The sequence below is a fragment of the Vibrio sp. 2132-1 genome (genome assembly GCF_033344315.1).
The window spans coordinates 267,225-284,527 of the sequence record NZ_JAWPON010000003.1 but is presented as its reverse complement, the minus strand read 5'-3'; the positions used below and the strand labels follow the sequence as shown (position 1 = coordinate 284,527).

Here is a 17,303-nt window from a genome sequence, read left to right as displayed (position 1 = left end):
TAAAACAAAAGTCTTTATGGGCTGACTAATAGGAAAAAATAATGGAAAAACAGCATCTTTCTGCGAGTATTATCGCACTCGCTTTACTTGGTTCTTTAGCACCAGCACATGCTGAAGATACATTGAAATCTTACACTTCGACGTTGCTTCAGCTTGATGATGGTGATGCTCGCTCGAAAAAAATCCGCTTAATTTATTCTTTAGAAAATGTCTGGAACCAATCTTTGCTACCAAATGGCGCTAAAGAAGCCAAGTTGATCCTAAATGGCGGTTCTGGCTTCGACATGACTAATGTTCCAAACAAAGAACAAATCTATGGTTTTGCTACTGGGGGAGATTACCGTTACACCGTTCCAACGGCTTTTAAGCTGGCACTGAGCTATTTAAATGGCGCCCCTTTACGCCACATGAGCCATGCTCCAGAAAACACCATTGCAACGGCATCTGTCAGTGAGTCGCTAGATTTTAACCTTGGATTCAGTGCTTCTACTTCTCCAAATATTAGTGGGGGAATCTCCTGGAGCAACCGTGTAACGTACGACCAGCCAGAGTTTCAAACGGTTGCCGATTTTAACCAAGCTAACGAAAGCATTAATTGGTTAATTGAAAACAAGACCATCCGCCATAATACGCCAGCTAAAGACTGGTTATTGTATCGTTGGACCAGTTGTGACATGGGTAATTTGATTGATTACAATGAGTTACCTGTCGTTATGCGTTCAGACTTTAAACCACAAGTCGGCGTCGTATATAGAAAAAATGACATTCAAGATGGCCTAGATACATCAGAGGTCAAGCTGGTTGCTGGTTGGCGAAAAACCAATTACTACTTTGGTCGCGACTGGTGTAGCTGGTATACCACTCCAGAAAATACCTGGAAGAAAAATCGTGATAGCAGTCAATGGACAGAGACTAGCCGAGCCGTAACTATCTCTTGGAATGACGATCTCTACCACTAACTTATTAGCCTGCGGCCACGGAATAAATAAGTGGCCGCTATATTTACTAATGAAATAAACGGTAAGACATGACACATGACAAGTAACAAAAAACTCTTGACTGGATCGGCGCTAGCACTTGGTGCAGTACTCGCCATATTTCTAATTAATTCAAATAACAAGAATGCCCAGACCGAACCTGTTGCAAGCCTTGATGAGCAAATCAAGACAGAAGACGCTGCGACAATAAGTGTAACGCCTCCTGAGAGCGATGCTGCTCAAGAGGTTGTTACCGCTCCAACACCACTAAGTCGCAATGATGATACTTCCGACGTCATTCCAGCTACACCTTGGATATCTGCCCCATTAAATGAACTGAGCAATGAACTGTACGATTTTATTGAAGCTGAACAGGTAAGTTACATCAGTACGACCGACTATCCATTCGACGAGAAAAAGCAAAAACAATTGCGAACATTAGCTAAGCAAGGGGGTCCTATCTTGTTTGACAATACGGAGTCATCCTATTTGGATAGCTACGGTGTCAGCGAAACCAAAGTCGTATCAGAGTATTTTGGTACGGCGTCTGAAGGTGATGTCATCATCGCTACCGGAGTACAGAATGCAGATGGCAGCATTCATTATCTAGTTTTGCCTTTGAAGAGCAAAGATCTCAACGATAACAGTAAATTGATTGAGGACACTAAGCTCGCAATCACTCTACTTAAAGAACAAAAGCATGACTTGATAAAAGAGAGACAAAGCGAACATCGCGAATAAAAGTAAAGGGAGATAGCCTCTGTATCGCTATTTCCCTTAAAACTCAGTTCTCAATTAAGAAAAGCTCATCTCTCCCTACTTACCGGCGCTCTATCCGAAATCACCTTGCCATCTTTGATCGTGATGATGCGTTTGGTGCGTTCTGCGAGGGCGTTATCGTGCGTCACGATGATCAATGTTCTGCCTTCGGCGTGGAGTTGGTTGAACAGAGCTTCGATCTCAGCACCAGATTTTGAATCGAGCGCGCCGGTTGGCTCGTCAGCTAGGATGATTTGAGGGTCGTTGACCAAGGCTCTTGCAATCGCAACTCTCTGCTTTTGACCACCAGAAAGCTGGGTTGGTTTATGGTCTAAACGATCCCCTAGCCCGACTTGCTCTAGCAATTTGGCGGCGCGCTGGCGACGTTCTTTGCCTTTGATGCCAGAGTAAACCAACGGCAGCGCCACGTTATCGAGCGCCGTCGCGTATTCCAATAAGTTAAAGCTTTGGAAGACAAACCCGATCTTTTGGTTACGAATGCCAGCTAGGTCATTCGCACTTAAACTTGCGACGTTTTGGCCGCCAAGTTGGTACTCGCCATCGGTGGGCTTATCTAAACAACCGAGCATGTTCATCAACGTTGATTTGCCTGAACCGGACGGGCCAAGAATCGAAAGAAACTCGCCTTGATTAATGGTTAAGTCAACGCCGTCTAGCGCGCGAACTTCCGCCTCCCCGCTTGAGTAATATTTGCAGATGTTGGTCAGCTCAACAAGCGGCTTCGACATGTTCTCTCCAGAGTTATTGTTGTTATTCACTTTGTAGCGCCTCCAACGGGCTGACTTTTGCGGCTCGGTTTGCAGGTAACCATGCCGAGGCCACACCAATGATCATTAAGGTGAGGATGACAATCGCGACAACGACCCACGACAACTCAGGGACAGGTTTACCCAATTGTTCATAAAAGGCATTGCCCTCTAAAGGAATGGAGCTGATGGCAGACACCAGCGCGTACGTCACGGCTAACCCAAGCGCGCCCCCCATCAACATTGTCAATAAAGACTGCACTAAATAGTGCATGCGAATGGCCGTTGGGGTTGCACCGACTGCCATACGCACGCCGATATCACGCGTAGATCGCTTTACGGTGGCATACATCACATTGGCGATGCCAACGCCAGCAACAGCTAACGTCACGAAGCCGATAATGCCAAGAAAACTCTGCAAACCTATCAGGAACTGCTGCATACTCTTTTGCTTAAGGAACATATCATCGACTTGGACGATCTGCTCATCGCTGACACTTGCCCCGTGCTTACGGGCAATCACTTGCCTTATCGTCTTTGCTAAGGCTTCTCGGTCTACATTCGCTTGTGGCTGCACATTGATGCCACCAATTTCACCGTTGACATGAAATCGCTTCCACGTCGCTAACGGCACAAAGCTGGAATAGTTGATAAGATCCCCCAGCTCTATTTGAGCGCTGTTTTTCTCCAATACGCCCACAACGGTGAACTCCTCATTGCCGATTTTTACCTTTTTCCCCACAGGGTTGACTTGCAATGTGACTGTCGCAAACCAACTAAAGTCCTCATTCGGGTTGAATAAGTCGGCTGCCAGTTCATAACCCAGTACAACGACTTTGCGCGTCTCTTTTTGATCGAGTGGATTTAACCATCGCCCCCCCGCCATCGGCACCAAATTGGTCATGGATTGAAACTCGCTCGTGACCGCTAACGGCTCTTGCCATGAGTTTCTATCACCAACGGTGATGCGCTCTTTCCACTTCGCAGTTGGCGCAACACTTTTTACATCGGGTAACGCTCGAACGACCTCTGAATCGTCCATTTTTAATGTCAGAAATTTACCTTGGTGAAAAGCACCGTGGTCGACGGTGGCCATCCCTCCGGTCAAATAAATCAAGTTGCCGTTACCATTTTGTGCGGTTTTCAATACGCCCTGACGAATACCCTCACCTACCGCCAACATAGCAGCGATACAGAGGGTCGCCCACGCTACAGCCAGAATGGTCAAACCCAATCTCAGCTTTTCTGCAGCCATTTCTTGGAAAATTTGTCTCATCGGTAACAACATGACTAGGCCCTCGCACTCAAAGCAATGACTGGCGTGAGACGCGATGCTCGCCTTGCTGGGAAATACGATGCCATCAATGCCAAGATAAGCGTCACAAGTAAAGACCAAGCAATGGAATCTGGCGTGATCACAGGCAAACCAATCCATTCCGGTAATGCCATGCTGCTTAAGACAGATACCACGGCATACGAAAACATCAGACCTAATGCCGTGCCCACGGCTACCAAAATAAGCCCCTCAAGAATAAACTGACTGAGTATGGATTTTTGAGTCGCCCCGATCGCCAAACGCACACCGATTTCACGCGTGCGCTCCGTGACAGATAAAAACATGATGTTGGCAACGCCAAGCGCACCGACCGCCATGGTCATCGCGCCACTCGCTCCGAGAAAAATCTGAATGCCACGCAAAATTCCACTGATGACCGCCGCACCTTCACTAAAATCGGGTAATTCGACCGCATCTTTATCACTTGGGTCAAAATGAAGCTGCTTGGCGAAAAAGTTCACGATATTTTGTCGAAATGACGATGCATCCATCCCTTCTCTCGGCTTCATCAATACCATCCAAGGTTTCGCATCCCACAAATCGCGGTACGTTGTTTGAGGAATGAAAACCGTGCGGCTATCGCCGAATGAAATGCCAGTGTCCTCACCAACGGTTATCCCAATCACCAAAAACGGAATGCCGTTGACTTTGAGCCTATCCCCGATTTGGATTCCGCCCATTTGCGCAATTTGATCGCCTAACACTGCCACGCGAGTGTGGTTTTCCATATCACTTGGTGACAGGTTTCTCGAACCGGATTGCAGCTTGCGTTGCATTAAAGGAAAGTAAGACGTATCAATACCGCTGACCGTACTCGATAAGTTCTGTCCTTTGAGATTGGTGATATTCGCATCCCATTTGGCGTAAACGCTCGACGCCTGTTGCACGAAGCCCGACTGTTTGATCATGTCGACTTTTTCTTGTGGAATATCAATTTGTCGTCTTGAAGGTAACCCTTGCCACGGTTTACTGGTACTCGACGGAAACACCACTTGCACATTGTTGATCATAAAGGAAAACGACTGGGTCTGATGGCGATAAAAGCCTTCGCCAAGTGCGATTAACACCACCACAGAGATCACGCCCCAAGCAATCGCGATAATGGCCAGCACGCTCTTCATGCGGTGCGCCATCAACGTTTGCCAAGTTTGTTGCAATAGACTGCTCATGAATGAAAAGCTCGAGAGATCAACGCCATGGTATCGTCATCGAGTTTCCCTGCGGTTTCCAGTAAGCCGATTCTCTTACGCCAGTAGCTGTACAAGTTGGTTTGCAGACTGTTTTTCGCCTCAAACAAGCTGTTGTGTGCACTGATAACTTCCGACACTTCAAGCAGACCAGCGTCGTAAAGTTTCTCTTTGCTTTGCAACACTCTGGCGCGCGACTCAACCAGCTCGTTCGCTATCAAAACTTGATTCCAGTTGATATCGACCTGAGTAAACTGCTGAATAACTCGTTTCTGAATATCAATTTCCACTCTACGCATATCTTGCTTGGCGCTTAAAATGTTCAACGATGCTTCGTCCACTTTCGCTCGCACTGCACCATTGAGGTCAATCGGCAAACTCAAACTAATCCCAGCGTTAAACTCGCCGTTTGAACGATTGTCACCATCGCTGTAGCCCACACTGCCTTTGACGGTCGGGTAGTATCCACCTTTAGCTGAATCTTTCGCGAACTCGCTCGCTTTCACCATCTGCGCCGCCACCAACAGCTCTGGACTGCTGTCTTTCGCCAGTTTTAGCCATTGCTCCTGAGAGTCCACCAGCATCGGCGGCTGAATCAAAGAATCCGTTCGAATTTGGTCGACACTCTCCGGCATTTGATTGATTAACGCCGCAAGCTCTGCTTTTTTCACTTCGAGATCGGCTTTTGCATTGAGGATACTTGCTTGCTCAGAGACTTGATTCGCTCGCATCTCTTCAACATCAACCGACTTCACTTTGCCTGCTCGATAGCGTTTCTCAATGATGTTGAGAAGTTCCTTCCCCTCCTCCAGCTTGGACTGCGCCAATTTGAGGTCGCCCTGTGCGCTTGCCACATCTAGGTAAGCGGTGAGCAACTTCTGCGCAAGCTCGTTATGCGATTGAGATAGCTCTAACTGTGCTTTGAGATAATTGGCATTCGCTTGATCCAGTTCCGACCACAAACTGCTATCCCAAATAGTTTGAGATAAGGTAGCACCGTAACTGTTGGAATGGCTTGAGGACTCATTCCAATCCGCTGACGCACTAGCACTTAAACCCGGTAATAACGCACTGCGGCTACTCTGTACGCCAACCTCGCCAAGCTGGACGCCGATTTTCGCTTTTTCGTAATTTGGATCGTTCTGCTTTGCTTGTTGCCAAGCTTGTTCAATAGAAATTGCGTAGGTCGGCAAACTGAGCGTGGCAGCCAACAATGCAAAGGCGATTGTTGATCGTTGCAGCTTAACCATGCACCGCTCCCATCATACTGTTGTCGATAACCTCTTCATCAAGCTCCACGCCGTCAAGCACTTCGACATTGATGCCATCTGACAGACCGAGTTTCACAGGTTGTTTATGAAACCCTTGTTCTGAGCTATCGGGGATCAGAACATTCGGTGCGTCACCATCAAATTGCAGAGCGCGCTCCGGTAGCGTGAGCACGTTTTCAGAAGTCTTCAGAATGATTTGAGCCGTCGATGAAAAACCAGAACGAAGCAACACATCTTGTGGGATCTTGAGTTCTCCCACCTCAACCTCAAAACCGTTATCAAAACTTTTTGCCGAGGTATTGCCCTCTGGTGAGTTGAGGTTCTCAGATTGAATCGCCACTTTGGTTAGCACACCAGAAATCGCCACATCAGGATAAGGCGCAACCGTCAACATAACGGGCATTCCCGGAGACAACTGCGCAGCATCATGCTCACTGACGCTACCTTTAAAAATCAGACTGTTCATGTCGGCCAATGACATCATTTCAGTCGCGGCTTGGCTTGATTGAGTCGAAATGATCGGCTCTCCGACCTCAACTTTCTGGTTGAGTACCGTGCCATCAATTGGCGCGTAGATCGTCGACGTTAAACGCGCATCGCCGATCGACGCCTCACCACTGCGGATGAGTTCGAGATTCTGGCGCTTTTGCAATACGTCCGCTTGCGCAGATTTGACTGCCGAGCGCGCACTTACGTATTCGTCGTAGTTACTTGGAATAATATCCTGCTTGACCAAGCTTTCTAAGTTGGACATTTTTTGTTTGGCGGATTCCAGATCGGCTTCGCTACGCATGAGTTCTGCCGATGCATCCGTTAATGCTTGGGGGGTTGGGTTTGGACGCACTTTGATCAGCGGTTGGCCTTGCTTCACCTTTTCACCAACTTTCGCGTAAATTTCACCGACGATACCGTCGATTTGTGACTTGATAGACACGGAGTGTGCAGGGACAATTTTACCAACAGCCACCGCTTGTTTTTCAATCGTGCCTTTTTCCACAATCAATGTAGGCAGCAATTCTGGTTGAGCAGCAGATTGGAGATAGAAATACGTACCACCGCCGAGCAGCGCGAAGCTCACAGCGGAGACAAACCAACGTTTCGTCATTATTTATTCCAACAATTATTGGGTAGTCTAATGACTACTCCTAAAACACAAAGTTGAAGGAATAATATCCTGCTTTAATAGCGGTTTGGTTGTCACAGTTGGTATGGTTTTGTCAGTCGGCTCTGACAATCAAAAACTAAAGAATCATTCAGCAAAGACGTTGTCTACGATGGCGACTAACAAGCTCTGTAACCGCTCGTTTCAACCGCCACCCTTTTCATTCTGAACAATGTGCAAAATGGCGCTGATCTGTATCCAAGTGAGCAGCTGTTTCTTGAGCGTTTAATATGTTCTCTTGATTAGCCCCAAACTCAGCCCCCGTTCCAGGCCAATAATATGTATCTTTATCACGACATAGTGTGAGAATGACAGGATCATTGTGTATATTGGGCTCATCTCCTAGCTCGCCATACATACTGAAAGTAATCTCAGACCCAACGTCTCCACGAAGTTTCTGAATCACTTCTGCTTGAACTTTAAAGAGAACATCTTCCTCGTGTTCAGCAAACTTTTCAAAACCTGTAATTTTCACCACTGCAGAATAGGGCGTTTGAAATATCGCATCTTTGAGTACCTCATTCTGAGAGTACACTCCCTGTGAAGCACAAGCTGATAAGCTCACACAGCCTAGCAAACTTATAAATTTCTTCATATTTAACTTTCCGTTCCTGCTAAGACAGAGCCTTTTGTATATACAGGTAAAGTACCTTTTGTTTCATCGTAGTTACTCGGTACTACGAACTTGTCCCAGACATCAATAGAGTACTTTGCTATATTGACTTGGTTGCTTTGGTTTCCTCCTAACATGTACAAATGCCTACCATCAGGGCTCATTCCCACGACAAAAGCAACATGCCCACCACCTTTTCTCGATTTAATCCCTAGAGCTCCATGTATAGGTTCTGAGATGTTTTTACCAAAACCCTTCCACTCCTTTGCTCGATAAGCTTCTTTTACTGGAGTGATTCCGTGTTGTTTAAAAACCCAAGCGGCAAACGAACCACACCAAGCATTTTGACCTCCAGAGTCATCAGTGCCCCAGAACTTAGATGCTGTAAAATACTCTAAAATCCTTGGATTGGCCTTAGTGCCTGAAACTTCTTTTTGTCCAATTTCTCCCAACGCTGTTTTCATCCAAGGTACTTTGGTTACTAGTTTTTGAGCATCATGAGGATCATTTTTCACTGAGCTATAGGATGGTAATCCATTGAGCTTACGATGAGTTCTACCATTTACATCGATCCGACCATCTGGCTTTACCATATAAAGTAGCTTACGCTGACACACTTTTATTGCCTCTACTGTTTTCGACAAATGAGGACTCCGCCCTAACGAGCCATCAACAACCAACAGTCGGGTAAAACCTATTCTCTTTTGGTTATCATTTAAAAATTGTTGAACTGCTTTAACATCATTTTTCGAATTAGTGCCATTTATACCAACAGAGCCCCGGATTTTTAATCCCATTCTCGTTACCTTTATAACTAATCATATAATTAAGAAAGTACGCTTTAGCGTGACAACAATAAAGATAAAATGTTGTTTTATACGATTAGCCATACGAGGGAAATTAGGTGTTGAAAATATAGATTACAAATAAACTCAGCTCATATCACTAAAAACATCTATTTAGCATCTTTTGGTCACGCTTCAAAACAGGACAGCCAGATGTTTTAAACCATGCGTATTAATAGACGAAAAATGTTTATAAGAGAACACTTAAATTAACATAGTGAAACTATCAATTACTATTTTAAATTTAAATAAAATTCCTTTTTAAGGTCAATCTATAATTAAATTTATTAAACTTTAATTTTTTATTAAATTGAGCTTTGATTTATTAATCTGACTATTTAACTAATTTCATTTCAGTTAATTGTACTTTTTGGCATGTTAGCGGGTGATGGCGGCGCCAATAACACCGACCCATTTTCAGAAGGAATAACGGACGATAACCAATGGATTGTGGAAGAACCACACATGATGATTATTACCCTAGACCAAGTGTTGCTCGATTCTCGACCAACCGGTTCAAGTTATGATGGCCCATACGAGATGTGGAATGGTATGCCATACGCACACATTATTATTCCCGTTAGAGCGAGAAAATAAAAAGAAAAAATCCGATACTCAATATTTTGAATATCGGATTGTTATTGCGTTATCGAGCTAACCAAATTCTCGCTAATATTCCTATCGGAGTAGTAACGCCAGTTGTGACGGAGGAAATTTCACCATTTCTTAAAACATAAATGGTTGGGGTCACGCTAATTTTCCATTCGCGCATAATATCGCTTGAAGGATCGTTTATGTTTTCGAAACGATATTCTTTTGCCCTCATAAACTGCGCCACACGCTCATTCGGTCCCGACGATCCAGAAACGCCAACTACGGTGTAGTCATCACTCAGCCAACTCACGCTTGGGCTTACAAATTTACAAGCGGGACACCAAGTCGCCCAAAAATAAACAACGACAGGTTGTTCATAACTTTGCGCGATTGCATCGAAGTATTCACCATCGCTCAATACGGAGCTCAATGGTGGTGACTCCTGTTTAGGAATATCTTTAGTGCGATACCAATCCATCGCGATAGAAATCGCGGTGACAATGAGCACCATCTGTACGATTTGAATGAGCCAATATCGGAATGTTCTACGCTGCTTTGTCGAACTCATTGAATAGCTCCCCCACTCGCTTGCTTCACCGCACTTAAAACAACATCATCAGTCAGAATCACAGGTAACGGGATACCTTGTGGCGCTGCCGGGCCATAGACGATGTTAAACGGCACACCGTAACGCCCATGAGCTCGTAAAAAGTCAGTTACCGAGCCGTCCGGATGTGTCCAATCCCCTTTTAACGTCGCTACATTAGGGCTTTGCAGCAATGAGTAGACAGGATCTTGCCAGATCACACCGATCTTGTTCGCTTTACACGTGACACACCAATTCGCAGTGACATCCACAAACACCACTCGCCCATTATTGACGTGATCTTCAATCGCCGAGTTAGAAAGCTTCTGCCACGCTAAGTCCTCAGGAAGCGGTGTCGCCCATTGGTCGGCAGTGATACTACCAAGTAGCAGCCCGCCAGCAATTAAGATAAGCGATGCAGAGCCGGATAGCACGAGTGCTTTATCGCCATGAACGCGTTTAACGCGAATCATCAGAACAATAAACGCGACTAAACCGGCGAAAATGACCCAAAACACTGGGAGGTGATTGGCCATCAAAGACAGTAGCCAAACGCTGGTGGCCAACATCATCACACCAAATACGTTTTTGACCACGTTCATCCACTGACCCGGCTTCGGCAATTTAAGCGCAATACTTGGGAAAATTGCCACCATAATCCAAGGCAACGCCATCCCCAACGCTAAGGCGGTGAAAATAGCAAACAGCGTAACCACATCGGCACCCAAAGCAAACGCCACGGCCGTTCCTAGAAAAGGCGCGGAGCAAGGCGTCGCAAGCAATGTGGCAAACATACCTTGAACATAGTGACCAACTAGGGAGTTATCACCTTTCGAGGCTAGCCATGTATTGGTACCCGATGATAGACGGACTTCAAACAGCCCCAGCATATTGGCCCCAAACAAAGTGGTGACCAACACCATCAAACCTAAGAACCAAGGGCTTTGAAATTGCACGCCCCAACCAATGGCATTACCTGTTAGCTTGAGCACCAAAATAAAACCAGCGAGAATCCAAAACGACGTTAAGATGCCAAGTGAAGACGCAACAAACTGAGCGCGAATTTGACGACGCTCGATACCTTGAGCGGCAACAATACTACTTAGCTTCATCCCCAAAACCGGAAGAACGCAAGGCATGATGTTAAGAATTAAACCGCCGAGCAACGCGAATAGAAAAACACTCGTTAGAGACGTGCTCGGCAACGGTTCAACTATTGCCTCAGCAGTTGCTTGAGTGGTTTCTTCTGCTAGTAAATTGGTGTCTTTGATGGTCACAAACAGCGACTGACCATCTAACTCCACATCGCCTAGCCAAGTATCAACGATATAGCTCGCGGTGACGATGTTTCCTTCTTGAAGCATTCCTTCAAACTTGAAGCTATAGTCTCGCGTTGCTTCATCGACACCATCCACCAGCACTTGTGGTTGTTGCCAACCCTGACTGTTCTTTAGCTTGATTTGTAGTTTCGATTGGTTCGCATCCCAACTCGCCTGAGTAACATCAATAAACGGCGATGGCTGCGGCACGTTACTCACTGCTTGAGCGTAACTGAACATCACGTCTTCATCGACTTTTAGATCAGAAGGCAAGAACGTCAATTGAATTTGATAGTCGGTCAGCACACAAATCGTCGTACAAGAAGAAAGTGTCAGTACCGCATCAATCGTGACAGGTTTGGACATGTCTTCGACGTGCAGCGTCATGGGGAACAAAGTGTCGCCTTTATACCCAAGAGTCTCGATACCTAATAATTCGAATTTTTGTGGATGCGGCCATTGCCAATCCACTTTGGATAAATTTTGTGAATTTTGCCAATCAATAGATGGTGCTACGCCGCCCTCACCAGGTGAACGCCAGTAAGTTTTCCAGTCCCCAGCCAACTTGACGTCCAGATAACCAGTGATTGTTTTGGCTTGCGGATCTTGTTGACCAGTGAGCACAAAGCGCGTTTGCACTGGAGGATGTTGTGGGTTGGTTAGCCAACCTGTATCAGTAGTTTGAGCTGAAATACTCAGAGAGAGCAAACTCAAAGCAAGCGTCATAAAAAACATGGACGCAAACTGAGTCAGTTTAGTAATTTGATTCATAGTGATTCCTAGTTATAAAGACAAAGGTGCTAAATAACTGACGCTAGTGGTCAGAAAGCACGCTTTTATTCTCGGAACACACAGAAAGTCAGATGGACTCGATACTTACGGCCTATCGGTTCCGTCCAATGTTGCGCACCAATATAGGCACTGCACAACCAAATTGCCGAAGCAAAAAGACCGACAAACAGAACAACAATAAATACATCGAGTTGATGTTGAGAAAACTGAATTAACTTTTCAGACAATTCGCACTTGCTAGTTTCTTTAGTATCAATCGACTTGACGCTCGAACGCTCATCAGCAAGTGAAACCGCAGGCGATTCCGTCTCATATTTCATAGAGCATGACGATGCAAAGCCTGAATTTTGCATCAGACACACAACGACCACCCAGCCAATAATCGCCAGTAGCCATTTTGCCCGCTTATGTGGCGTGTGATGTCGTTTAGTCAACAAACTCATAAGAATTCAGATAAAGTAAGAACGAAGAAGATAATACGCGAGTCGTCATAAAGCTCAAGTTGTATCCTCTAAATAACCTTAAGAGGCTTCACTCGCTAAGCTTTAATCTAGCCTGCCATAAATATATGCCAACTCTGCGACGGTTTTTGCCGAGAACTTCTTCAATAGATTGGCTCGGTGTACTTCAACCGTTCGCATTGCTATGCAAAGTTCGTCAGCAATACGAATGTTGCGTTTTCCTTCAATGATCAAACGCAAAATGTCTTTTTCTCTAGGTGTGAGCGATTCATAAGCCGATTTTGCTGCTGCCATATCGAGGTTTGTGGCAGACTGCGCCTGTCCCTGTAAAATGGCTCGTGCCAGTTCATCGCCTTTGACTGGCTTTTGGAAGAAATTGACCGCCCCAGCTTGCAATGCATCGACCGCCATCGGAACATCACCATGCCCTGTCAGATAAATAACGGCCAACGGGCTGTTGGCTTTATTTAAAACTTGGTGCACTTGCTGACCACGAAGGTTGGGCATTCGGCTATCAAGGATCACGCATCCGGCTTGATGAATGTCCACTTTATCGAGAAAAGATTGCCCATCAGCAAAAGTCGTCACGTTGAAATCATGCTCTTCCAGCATAAAAGCGAGCGAGTCACGCACCGATTCATCATCATCGACTACAAAAACAGGTAGCTGCTTTTCACCGCTGCTCATTGAATGCTCCTATGCCTAGTTCAGATTAGTTTTGATATGGAAACACAAGCTCAACCAAACAACCATGTGGTGCTGTCGAGCTGATGACAAACTCGCCACCATGCATTTCCATCACATCGCGACAAATGGCTAACCCTAGCCCAAGCCCTTCTTCTTTGCTACTCACAAATGCTTGAGTCGGATTCTCTTGCTGCAACCCTGTACCATTGTCTAACACTCGAATGGAAAGTTGATTGACTTGGTAATCGCAATGCAGGGCAATTTTACCTTGATAACCTGATGAGTGATATTTCTCTTGGAACAAAGTACACGCATCAATCGCGTTGCTGATCACATTAACTAAAACCTGTTGTACGCCAACTGCATCGACAAGTAACGGACGAATGTTCCCTTCTGTACTGGCCACAATAGAAATGTTTTGCTTCTGCATCCGAAAATGGAGTAACTCAATCGTGTCATCAATGAGTACTTGAAGATCGCACGACGTTTTGTCGACACTGCGCTTACGAATCAACGTTCTTAATCGCTGAATAATTGCATCGGCTCTTTCAACTTGGCCCTGTATTTTCTCAAGTACAGGGACAATATCTTCATGAGGGCGCTTTTTGGCCAAGCGAAGTAAACCGCCTTCACTATAGTTGCGAATGGCTGCCAGTGGCTGATTGAGTTCATGAGCAAGACTAGTGCCGATTTCTCCGACAATCGCGACCCTTTGTGAATGTTCTAACTGTTCACTTTTCTCTTTTAATCGTAACGATGTCTGCTCCAACGCTTGCTTACTCTTGCTAAATCGATACTCAAGCCAAAAGTGGTACGCGTTCAACACAATCACAAACATGAACAGCGCCCATGCCCATTCTTGATGACTACGCAGCCAGCGTAGAGCCTCACTCCACCAAGGTTGTTGCAACGGATGGAGATCCAACGCCTGATAAAGTTTGTCGATGCTCAGCAAGCTGACGGGGGACGTCCAACCTGACGCGCCTGCCGCAATAACCGCAGGGTGTTCAGGTGGCATCGCTAACAATACTTGCGCAATCTGTTTGGCAATCTGAGCTGAGCCGCGCTCTGTTTTGGCAAATGACCAGTTAGGATAAAGCGGTGTGGAAACAGCGCATAACGAGCGCTCGTTCGGCTGTTGATTTAAAACTCGGTAATTACCCGGTTGTAAAAGCCCTTCACTTAACATCTGTTCCAATAAACAAGCAGGGACGACGGCCGCTTCCACATTGCCATCACGTAATTGATACAGGTTGGCATCAATAGGAAAACCAAGATAGCGGACATCGGAAAAGAAATCGTTTGGATTAAGCCCCATTTTGACTATTTGATAGCGCATCGTTAGATAACCACCAAAGGCTTTTTCTGATACCGCCGCAACGGGACGTCCTGAGACATCTTGCACCGTTTGATAACTTGAATTGGCTCGAACCACAAGCGCCGAACCAATTCCGTAATTCGAGTTTTGTGGTGCTCTGCTGGTTAGCGTTGCCATCCACGACAGCGCGTATTGCCTGCCCAACCGCACTGCTTGACCTGGGTTGGTTAAGATGAAATCCATGGTCTGAAACTTCACCGCTTCGCCCATTTCATCCAAGTTAAGGGGATGAAGAACAAAATGCACATCGGAAATTTGCTGATTGAGCCAATCAATGGTCGGTTGCCATCTCTGCTCAGCATAAAGATGGCCGCGTATCGCTAACACGCCCACTTCGACTTTTTGCTTGACCTGTGGCTGCTCTGCTTTTTGCTCTTGCATTCCTTGCAGATCTGCTTGTTCAGAAACTGAGCCCTGAGCCAAAGATGCAAAGGCAACTAAGCAAAGAATCCAAAGCTGAAGCCACAGTGCTTTTTTCATGATGAGTCGAATCGTTCCGTCAAGAGAGTGCGACAAGAATAACAGCTACCTTCCCTAAACCACATTTGTTTTAGATCAAGTTTGATCTGGGTATGTGGAAATCCACAATATAAGCCTCGCAGTGCATTTCTCACAATGGAATCAGTCAATTCAAATACAACAAAAAAGCAGGTGAGTTATGGATTCCACCAAACGTCGCTTTCTCAGCGCGGTCACAGCCGGAGCCGCGTTAATTCCAGTCGCAGGCATTGGCACGGCAACTGCGGGAAACATTATTCGAAATAACCAGTCCGCTGACCGAAAAGGACAAGTCGGCAAGCGTTATGCCATGGTGATAGATTTGCGTAAATGTGTCGGATGCCAAGCGTGCACTGTGGGTTGCAGCATCGAGAACCAAGCGCCAATCGGTCAATTCCGAACCACCGTAAAGCAATACGAAGTTACGTTAGATGATGGCTCTACAGCCACGCGAGAAGCAAAAGCCTTTATGCTACCGCGCCTTTGTAACCACTGCGACAACCCACCTTGCGTGGCAGTGTGTCCGGTTCAAGCAACCTTTCAGCGCGAAGATGGCATTGTCATGGTGGATAACAGTCGCTGCGTAGCGTGTGCGTATTGTGTACAAGCTTGCCCTTACGATGCTCGCTTTATCAATGAAGACACCCTCACCGCAGATAAATGTACCTTCTGTGCTCACCGTCTAGAAAAAGGTCTATTGCCTGCCTGCGTGGAAACCTGTGTTGGCGGAGCACGTGTAATTGGTGATTTGAATGATCCATCAAGTGAAGTCCGCCGCTTAATTGCGAAGCACCAAGACGATATCAAAGTGCTAAAACCCAATGAAGGCACCAAGCCTCACGTGTTTTACATCGGCATGGATGAACGCTTCACCAGCCACATCGACGGACAACCTGCTATTTACGACCCACAAGGAGATCGCGCATGAACATCACCGAAGTGTTAGTCCAACCTCAAGCGATGGCTTGGCTCCCGTGGGCGGTGCAGTATTTCTTCTACATCGGTTCGGCTTATACGGCTGCTGTTTTATTCCTAATCGCCCTATTATTTGAAAAACACACCAGTCACAGACTGCGCGCTGCGCTTGTTCTGACGCTGGCCATCGGCGCCATCGTGGGGCCATTAGCGTTAACTGGCGACCTTCACCAGCCGGGACGCGCATGGCATTTTTACGTACACATCACTCCGTGGTCATGGATGTCTTTGGGGTCGCTTTTCTTGCCTGTTTTCTCAGGTTTAGCGGTAGTGACTGCATGGCTATATCTCCGCGAGGATCTTATCGCACTGCGAAATCAACCGGGAAAAGTACTACCTCTGTTATCTAAGTTGTCGCTTGGTGAATGGGCTATTTCTCACAAAGTGATGCTCACAATATCTGCAATCACCGTGTTATCAGGCTTAACCATCGCCCTTTATACTGGAGCTGAAATTGCGATCGTAAAATCACGTTCATTATGGCACCAACCCGCGTCACCAATTCTTTGGTTTGTCACTGCATTTATGGGCGCGGTCGGATTTTCTCTGCTGATTTGGTTACTGCTGCCTAGTCAGTCAAAGACGCTGACATCTGGCGATACTAATTTACTGAAAAAATCAGTGGTTACCAGCGGTGTATTAACGCTGATATTGCTACCGATTTGGGCATCCAACAATTCCGCATTTTCGCTCTATTCTAGCGAACAATGGATGCACAACATTGCCCTGCTCACTTTTGTCGTTTTAGGTTGTGTTTTGCTCGCTTTCATCTTCTTGCGCGATACCAAAAAGTCCACATCAGCCAGATTTCGTCACGTCATAGGGCTCGGTTTTGTGTCTGCTGCCGCACTGGCAAGTGCATGGCTGATTCGCTGGTTTACCATCATGGAAGTGCAAACCATCGCCAAGTTCGATGCAGGGCTGTATCCATACCAACTCACTATGGATGGAAATGGCTGGATAGGCATTATCGGCATGCTCGGATTATGGCTTGCACTGGCACAGCTCAGTTCGGAGCTGGTTCAGCCAAAACAAAAGATCGAAGTAAAAGCCTCATCACTCACCTTAACTGAACGCTAATCAAAGGGGATTTCAT

At 46.2% G+C, this 17,303-nt stretch carries 17 protein-coding genes; 5 read left to right on the top strand and 12 right to left on the bottom strand.

Translation table 11 applies throughout. From position 1 onward, the window contains the following. Positions 1 to 41: 41 nt before the first annotated feature. Both R8N47_RS04750 and R8N47_RS04745 read left to right on the top strand, forming a co-directional pair. Positions 42 to 959, top strand: coding sequence for a leukocidin family pore-forming toxin (locus R8N47_RS04750; RefSeq protein ID WP_005376731.1), 918 nt, complete (start codon positions 42 to 44; stop codon positions 957 to 959). Between the two features lie 75 nt (positions 960 to 1,034). Next, entirely contained in the window at positions 1,035 to 1,718 is a 684-nt protein-coding gene (locus tag R8N47_RS04745) for a hypothetical protein (protein ID WP_064354156.1), read from the top strand. Between the two features lie 65 nt (positions 1,719 to 1,783). On the opposite strand, the gene R8N47_RS04740 is transcribed toward R8N47_RS04745, so the two are convergent. From R8N47_RS04740 to R8N47_RS04710, 7 genes are all read right to left on the bottom strand, one after another. Continuing rightward, positions 1,784 to 2,485, bottom strand: a complete 702-nt coding sequence (locus R8N47_RS04740; RefSeq protein WP_141135643.1) for an ABC transporter ATP-binding protein — start codon at positions 2,483 to 2,485, stop codon at positions 1,784 to 1,786. 22 nt (positions 2,486 to 2,507) lie between these two features. Then, positions 2,508 to 3,791 carry an ABC transporter permease gene (locus R8N47_RS04735; protein WP_064354158.1) on the bottom strand — a complete coding sequence of 428 codons (1,284 nt, stop codon included), beginning with the start codon at positions 3,789 to 3,791 and terminating at the stop codon, positions 2,508 to 2,510. 2 nt (positions 3,792 to 3,793) lie between these two features. After that, the gene (locus R8N47_RS04730) at positions 3,794 to 5,008 is read right to left on the bottom strand and encodes an ABC transporter permease (protein ID WP_064354159.1); all 1,215 of its coding nucleotides are present in this window, start codon (positions 5,006 to 5,008) and stop codon (positions 3,794 to 3,796) included. Beyond that, a complete protein-coding gene (locus R8N47_RS04725) occupies positions 5,005 to 6,276 on the bottom strand; it encodes a TolC family protein (RefSeq protein ID WP_064354160.1) in 1,272 nt (423 codons plus the stop codon). The genes R8N47_RS04730 and R8N47_RS04725 overlap by 4 nt, the downstream gene beginning before the upstream one ends. Further along, complete coding sequence (locus R8N47_RS04720) at positions 6,269 to 7,402, bottom strand: efflux RND transporter periplasmic adaptor subunit (protein ID WP_064354161.1); 1,134 nt, start codon at positions 7,400 to 7,402, stop codon at positions 6,269 to 6,271. The genes R8N47_RS04725 and R8N47_RS04720 overlap by 8 nt, the downstream gene beginning before the upstream one ends. Before the next feature lie 217 nt (positions 7,403 to 7,619). Further along, positions 7,620 to 8,054 (bottom strand): hypothetical protein, encoded by a 435-nt coding sequence (locus R8N47_RS04715; RefSeq protein WP_017821643.1) that lies wholly within the window; start codon positions 8,052 to 8,054, stop codon positions 7,620 to 7,622. A gap of 2 nt (positions 8,055 to 8,056) precedes the next feature. Further along, complete coding sequence (locus R8N47_RS04710) at positions 8,057 to 8,869, bottom strand: TIGR02594 family protein (protein ID WP_064354162.1); 813 nt, start codon at positions 8,867 to 8,869, stop codon at positions 8,057 to 8,059. A gap of 423 nt (positions 8,870 to 9,292) precedes the next feature. On the opposite strand from R8N47_RS04710, the gene R8N47_RS04705 reads away from it, so the two are divergent. Beyond that, on the top strand, positions 9,293 to 9,514 hold the full coding sequence (locus R8N47_RS04705; protein WP_064354163.1) for a hypothetical protein: 222 nt from the start codon (positions 9,293 to 9,295) through the stop codon (positions 9,512 to 9,514). Positions 9,515 to 9,563: 49 nt separating this feature from the next. On the opposite strand, the gene R8N47_RS04700 is transcribed toward R8N47_RS04705, so the two are convergent. The 5 genes from R8N47_RS04700 to R8N47_RS04680 all read right to left on the bottom strand — a co-directional run bounded on the left by R8N47_RS04700 (position 9,564) and on the right by R8N47_RS04680 (position 15,214). After that, on the bottom strand, positions 9,564 to 10,079 hold the full coding sequence (locus R8N47_RS04700) for a protein disulfide oxidoreductase (protein WP_064354164.1): 516 nt from the start codon (positions 10,077 to 10,079) through the stop codon (positions 9,564 to 9,566). Next, positions 10,076 to 12,187: a protein-disulfide reductase DsbD family protein gene (locus R8N47_RS04695; RefSeq protein WP_064354165.1), complete on the bottom strand. Its 2,112-nt coding sequence runs from the start codon at positions 12,185 to 12,187 to the stop codon at positions 10,076 to 10,078. Before R8N47_RS04695 ends, R8N47_RS04700 begins: the two co-directional genes overlap by 4 nt. A 65-nt stretch (positions 12,188 to 12,252) precedes the next feature. Then, positions 12,253 to 12,651, bottom strand: coding sequence for a hypothetical protein (locus tag R8N47_RS04690; RefSeq protein ID WP_005376702.1), 399 nt, complete (start codon positions 12,649 to 12,651; stop codon positions 12,253 to 12,255). Positions 12,652 to 12,753: 102 nt separating this feature from the next. Then, a complete protein-coding gene (locus tag R8N47_RS04685) occupies positions 12,754 to 13,356 on the bottom strand; it encodes a response regulator transcription factor (protein ID WP_064354166.1) in 603 nt (200 codons plus the stop codon). Positions 13,357 to 13,381: 25 nt separating this feature from the next. Further along, entirely contained in the window at positions 13,382 to 15,214 is a 1,833-nt protein-coding gene (locus tag R8N47_RS04680) for a sensor histidine kinase (RefSeq protein WP_064354167.1), read from the bottom strand. A 178-nt stretch (positions 15,215 to 15,392) separates the two neighbouring features. On the opposite strand from R8N47_RS04680, the gene dsrO reads away from it, so the two are divergent. Next, complete coding sequence (dsrO, locus tag R8N47_RS04675; RefSeq protein ID WP_064354168.1) at positions 15,393 to 16,160, top strand: sulfate reduction electron transfer complex DsrMKJOP subunit DsrO; 768 nt, start codon at positions 15,393 to 15,395, stop codon at positions 16,158 to 16,160. Next, positions 16,157 to 17,287: an NrfD/PsrC family molybdoenzyme membrane anchor subunit gene (nrfD, locus tag R8N47_RS04670; protein ID WP_064354169.1), complete on the top strand. Its 1,131-nt coding sequence runs from the start codon at positions 16,157 to 16,159 to the stop codon at positions 17,285 to 17,287. Before dsrO ends, nrfD begins: the two co-directional genes overlap by 4 nt. The last annotated feature ends 16 nt before the right edge of the window (positions 17,288 to 17,303 follow it).

Bases quoted from the DNA above. Each gene is read 5' to 3' on its own strand.
- R8N47_RS04695 (WP_064354165.1), bottom strand. From the start codon at position 12,187: ATGAATCAAATTACTAAACTGACTCAGTTTGCGTCCATGTTTTTTATG.
- R8N47_RS04700 (WP_064354164.1), bottom strand. From the start codon at position 10,079: ATGAGTTCGACAAAGCAGCGTAGAACATTCCGATATTGGCTCATTCAA.
- R8N47_RS04745 (WP_064354156.1), top strand. From the start codon at position 1,035: ATGACAAGTAACAAAAAACTCTTGACTGGATCGGCGCTAGCACTTGGT.
- R8N47_RS04680 (WP_064354167.1), bottom strand. From the start codon at position 15,214: ATGAAAAAAGCACTGTGGCTTCAGCTTTGGATTCTTTGCTTAGTTGCC.
- R8N47_RS04690 (WP_005376702.1), bottom strand. From the start codon at position 12,651: ATGAGTTTGTTGACTAAACGACATCACACGCCACATAAGCGGGCAAAA.
- R8N47_RS04705 (WP_064354163.1), top strand. From the start codon at position 9,293: ATGTTAGCGGGTGATGGCGGCGCCAATAACACCGACCCATTTTCAGAA.
- R8N47_RS04730 (WP_064354159.1), bottom strand. From the start codon at position 5,008: ATGAGCAGTCTATTGCAACAAACTTGGCAAACGTTGATGGCGCACCGC.
- R8N47_RS04685 (WP_064354166.1), bottom strand. From the start codon at position 13,356: ATGAGCAGCGGTGAAAAGCAGCTACCTGTTTTTGTAGTCGATGATGAT.
- R8N47_RS04725 (WP_064354160.1), bottom strand. From the start codon at position 6,276: ATGGTTAAGCTGCAACGATCAACAATCGCCTTTGCATTGTTGGCTGCC.
- R8N47_RS04720 (WP_064354161.1), bottom strand. From the start codon at position 7,402: ATGACGAAACGTTGGTTTGTCTCCGCTGTGAGCTTCGCGCTGCTCGGC.
- R8N47_RS04715 (WP_017821643.1), bottom strand. From the start codon at position 8,054: ATGAAGAAATTTATAAGTTTGCTAGGCTGTGTGAGCTTATCAGCTTGT.
- R8N47_RS04710 (WP_064354162.1), bottom strand. From the start codon at position 8,869: ATGGGATTAAAAATCCGGGGCTCTGTTGGTATAAATGGCACTAATTCG.
- R8N47_RS04735 (WP_064354158.1), bottom strand. From the start codon at position 3,791: ATGTTGTTACCGATGAGACAAATTTTCCAAGAAATGGCTGCAGAAAAG.
- R8N47_RS04740 (WP_141135643.1), bottom strand. From the start codon at position 2,485: ATGTCGAAGCCGCTTGTTGAGCTGACCAACATCTGCAAATATTACTCA.
- R8N47_RS04750 (WP_005376731.1), top strand. From the start codon at position 42: ATGGAAAAACAGCATCTTTCTGCGAGTATTATCGCACTCGCTTTACTT.
- dsrO (WP_064354168.1), top strand. From the start codon at position 15,393: ATGGATTCCACCAAACGTCGCTTTCTCAGCGCGGTCACAGCCGGAGCC.
- nrfD (WP_064354169.1), top strand. From the start codon at position 16,157: ATGAACATCACCGAAGTGTTAGTCCAACCTCAAGCGATGGCTTGGCTC.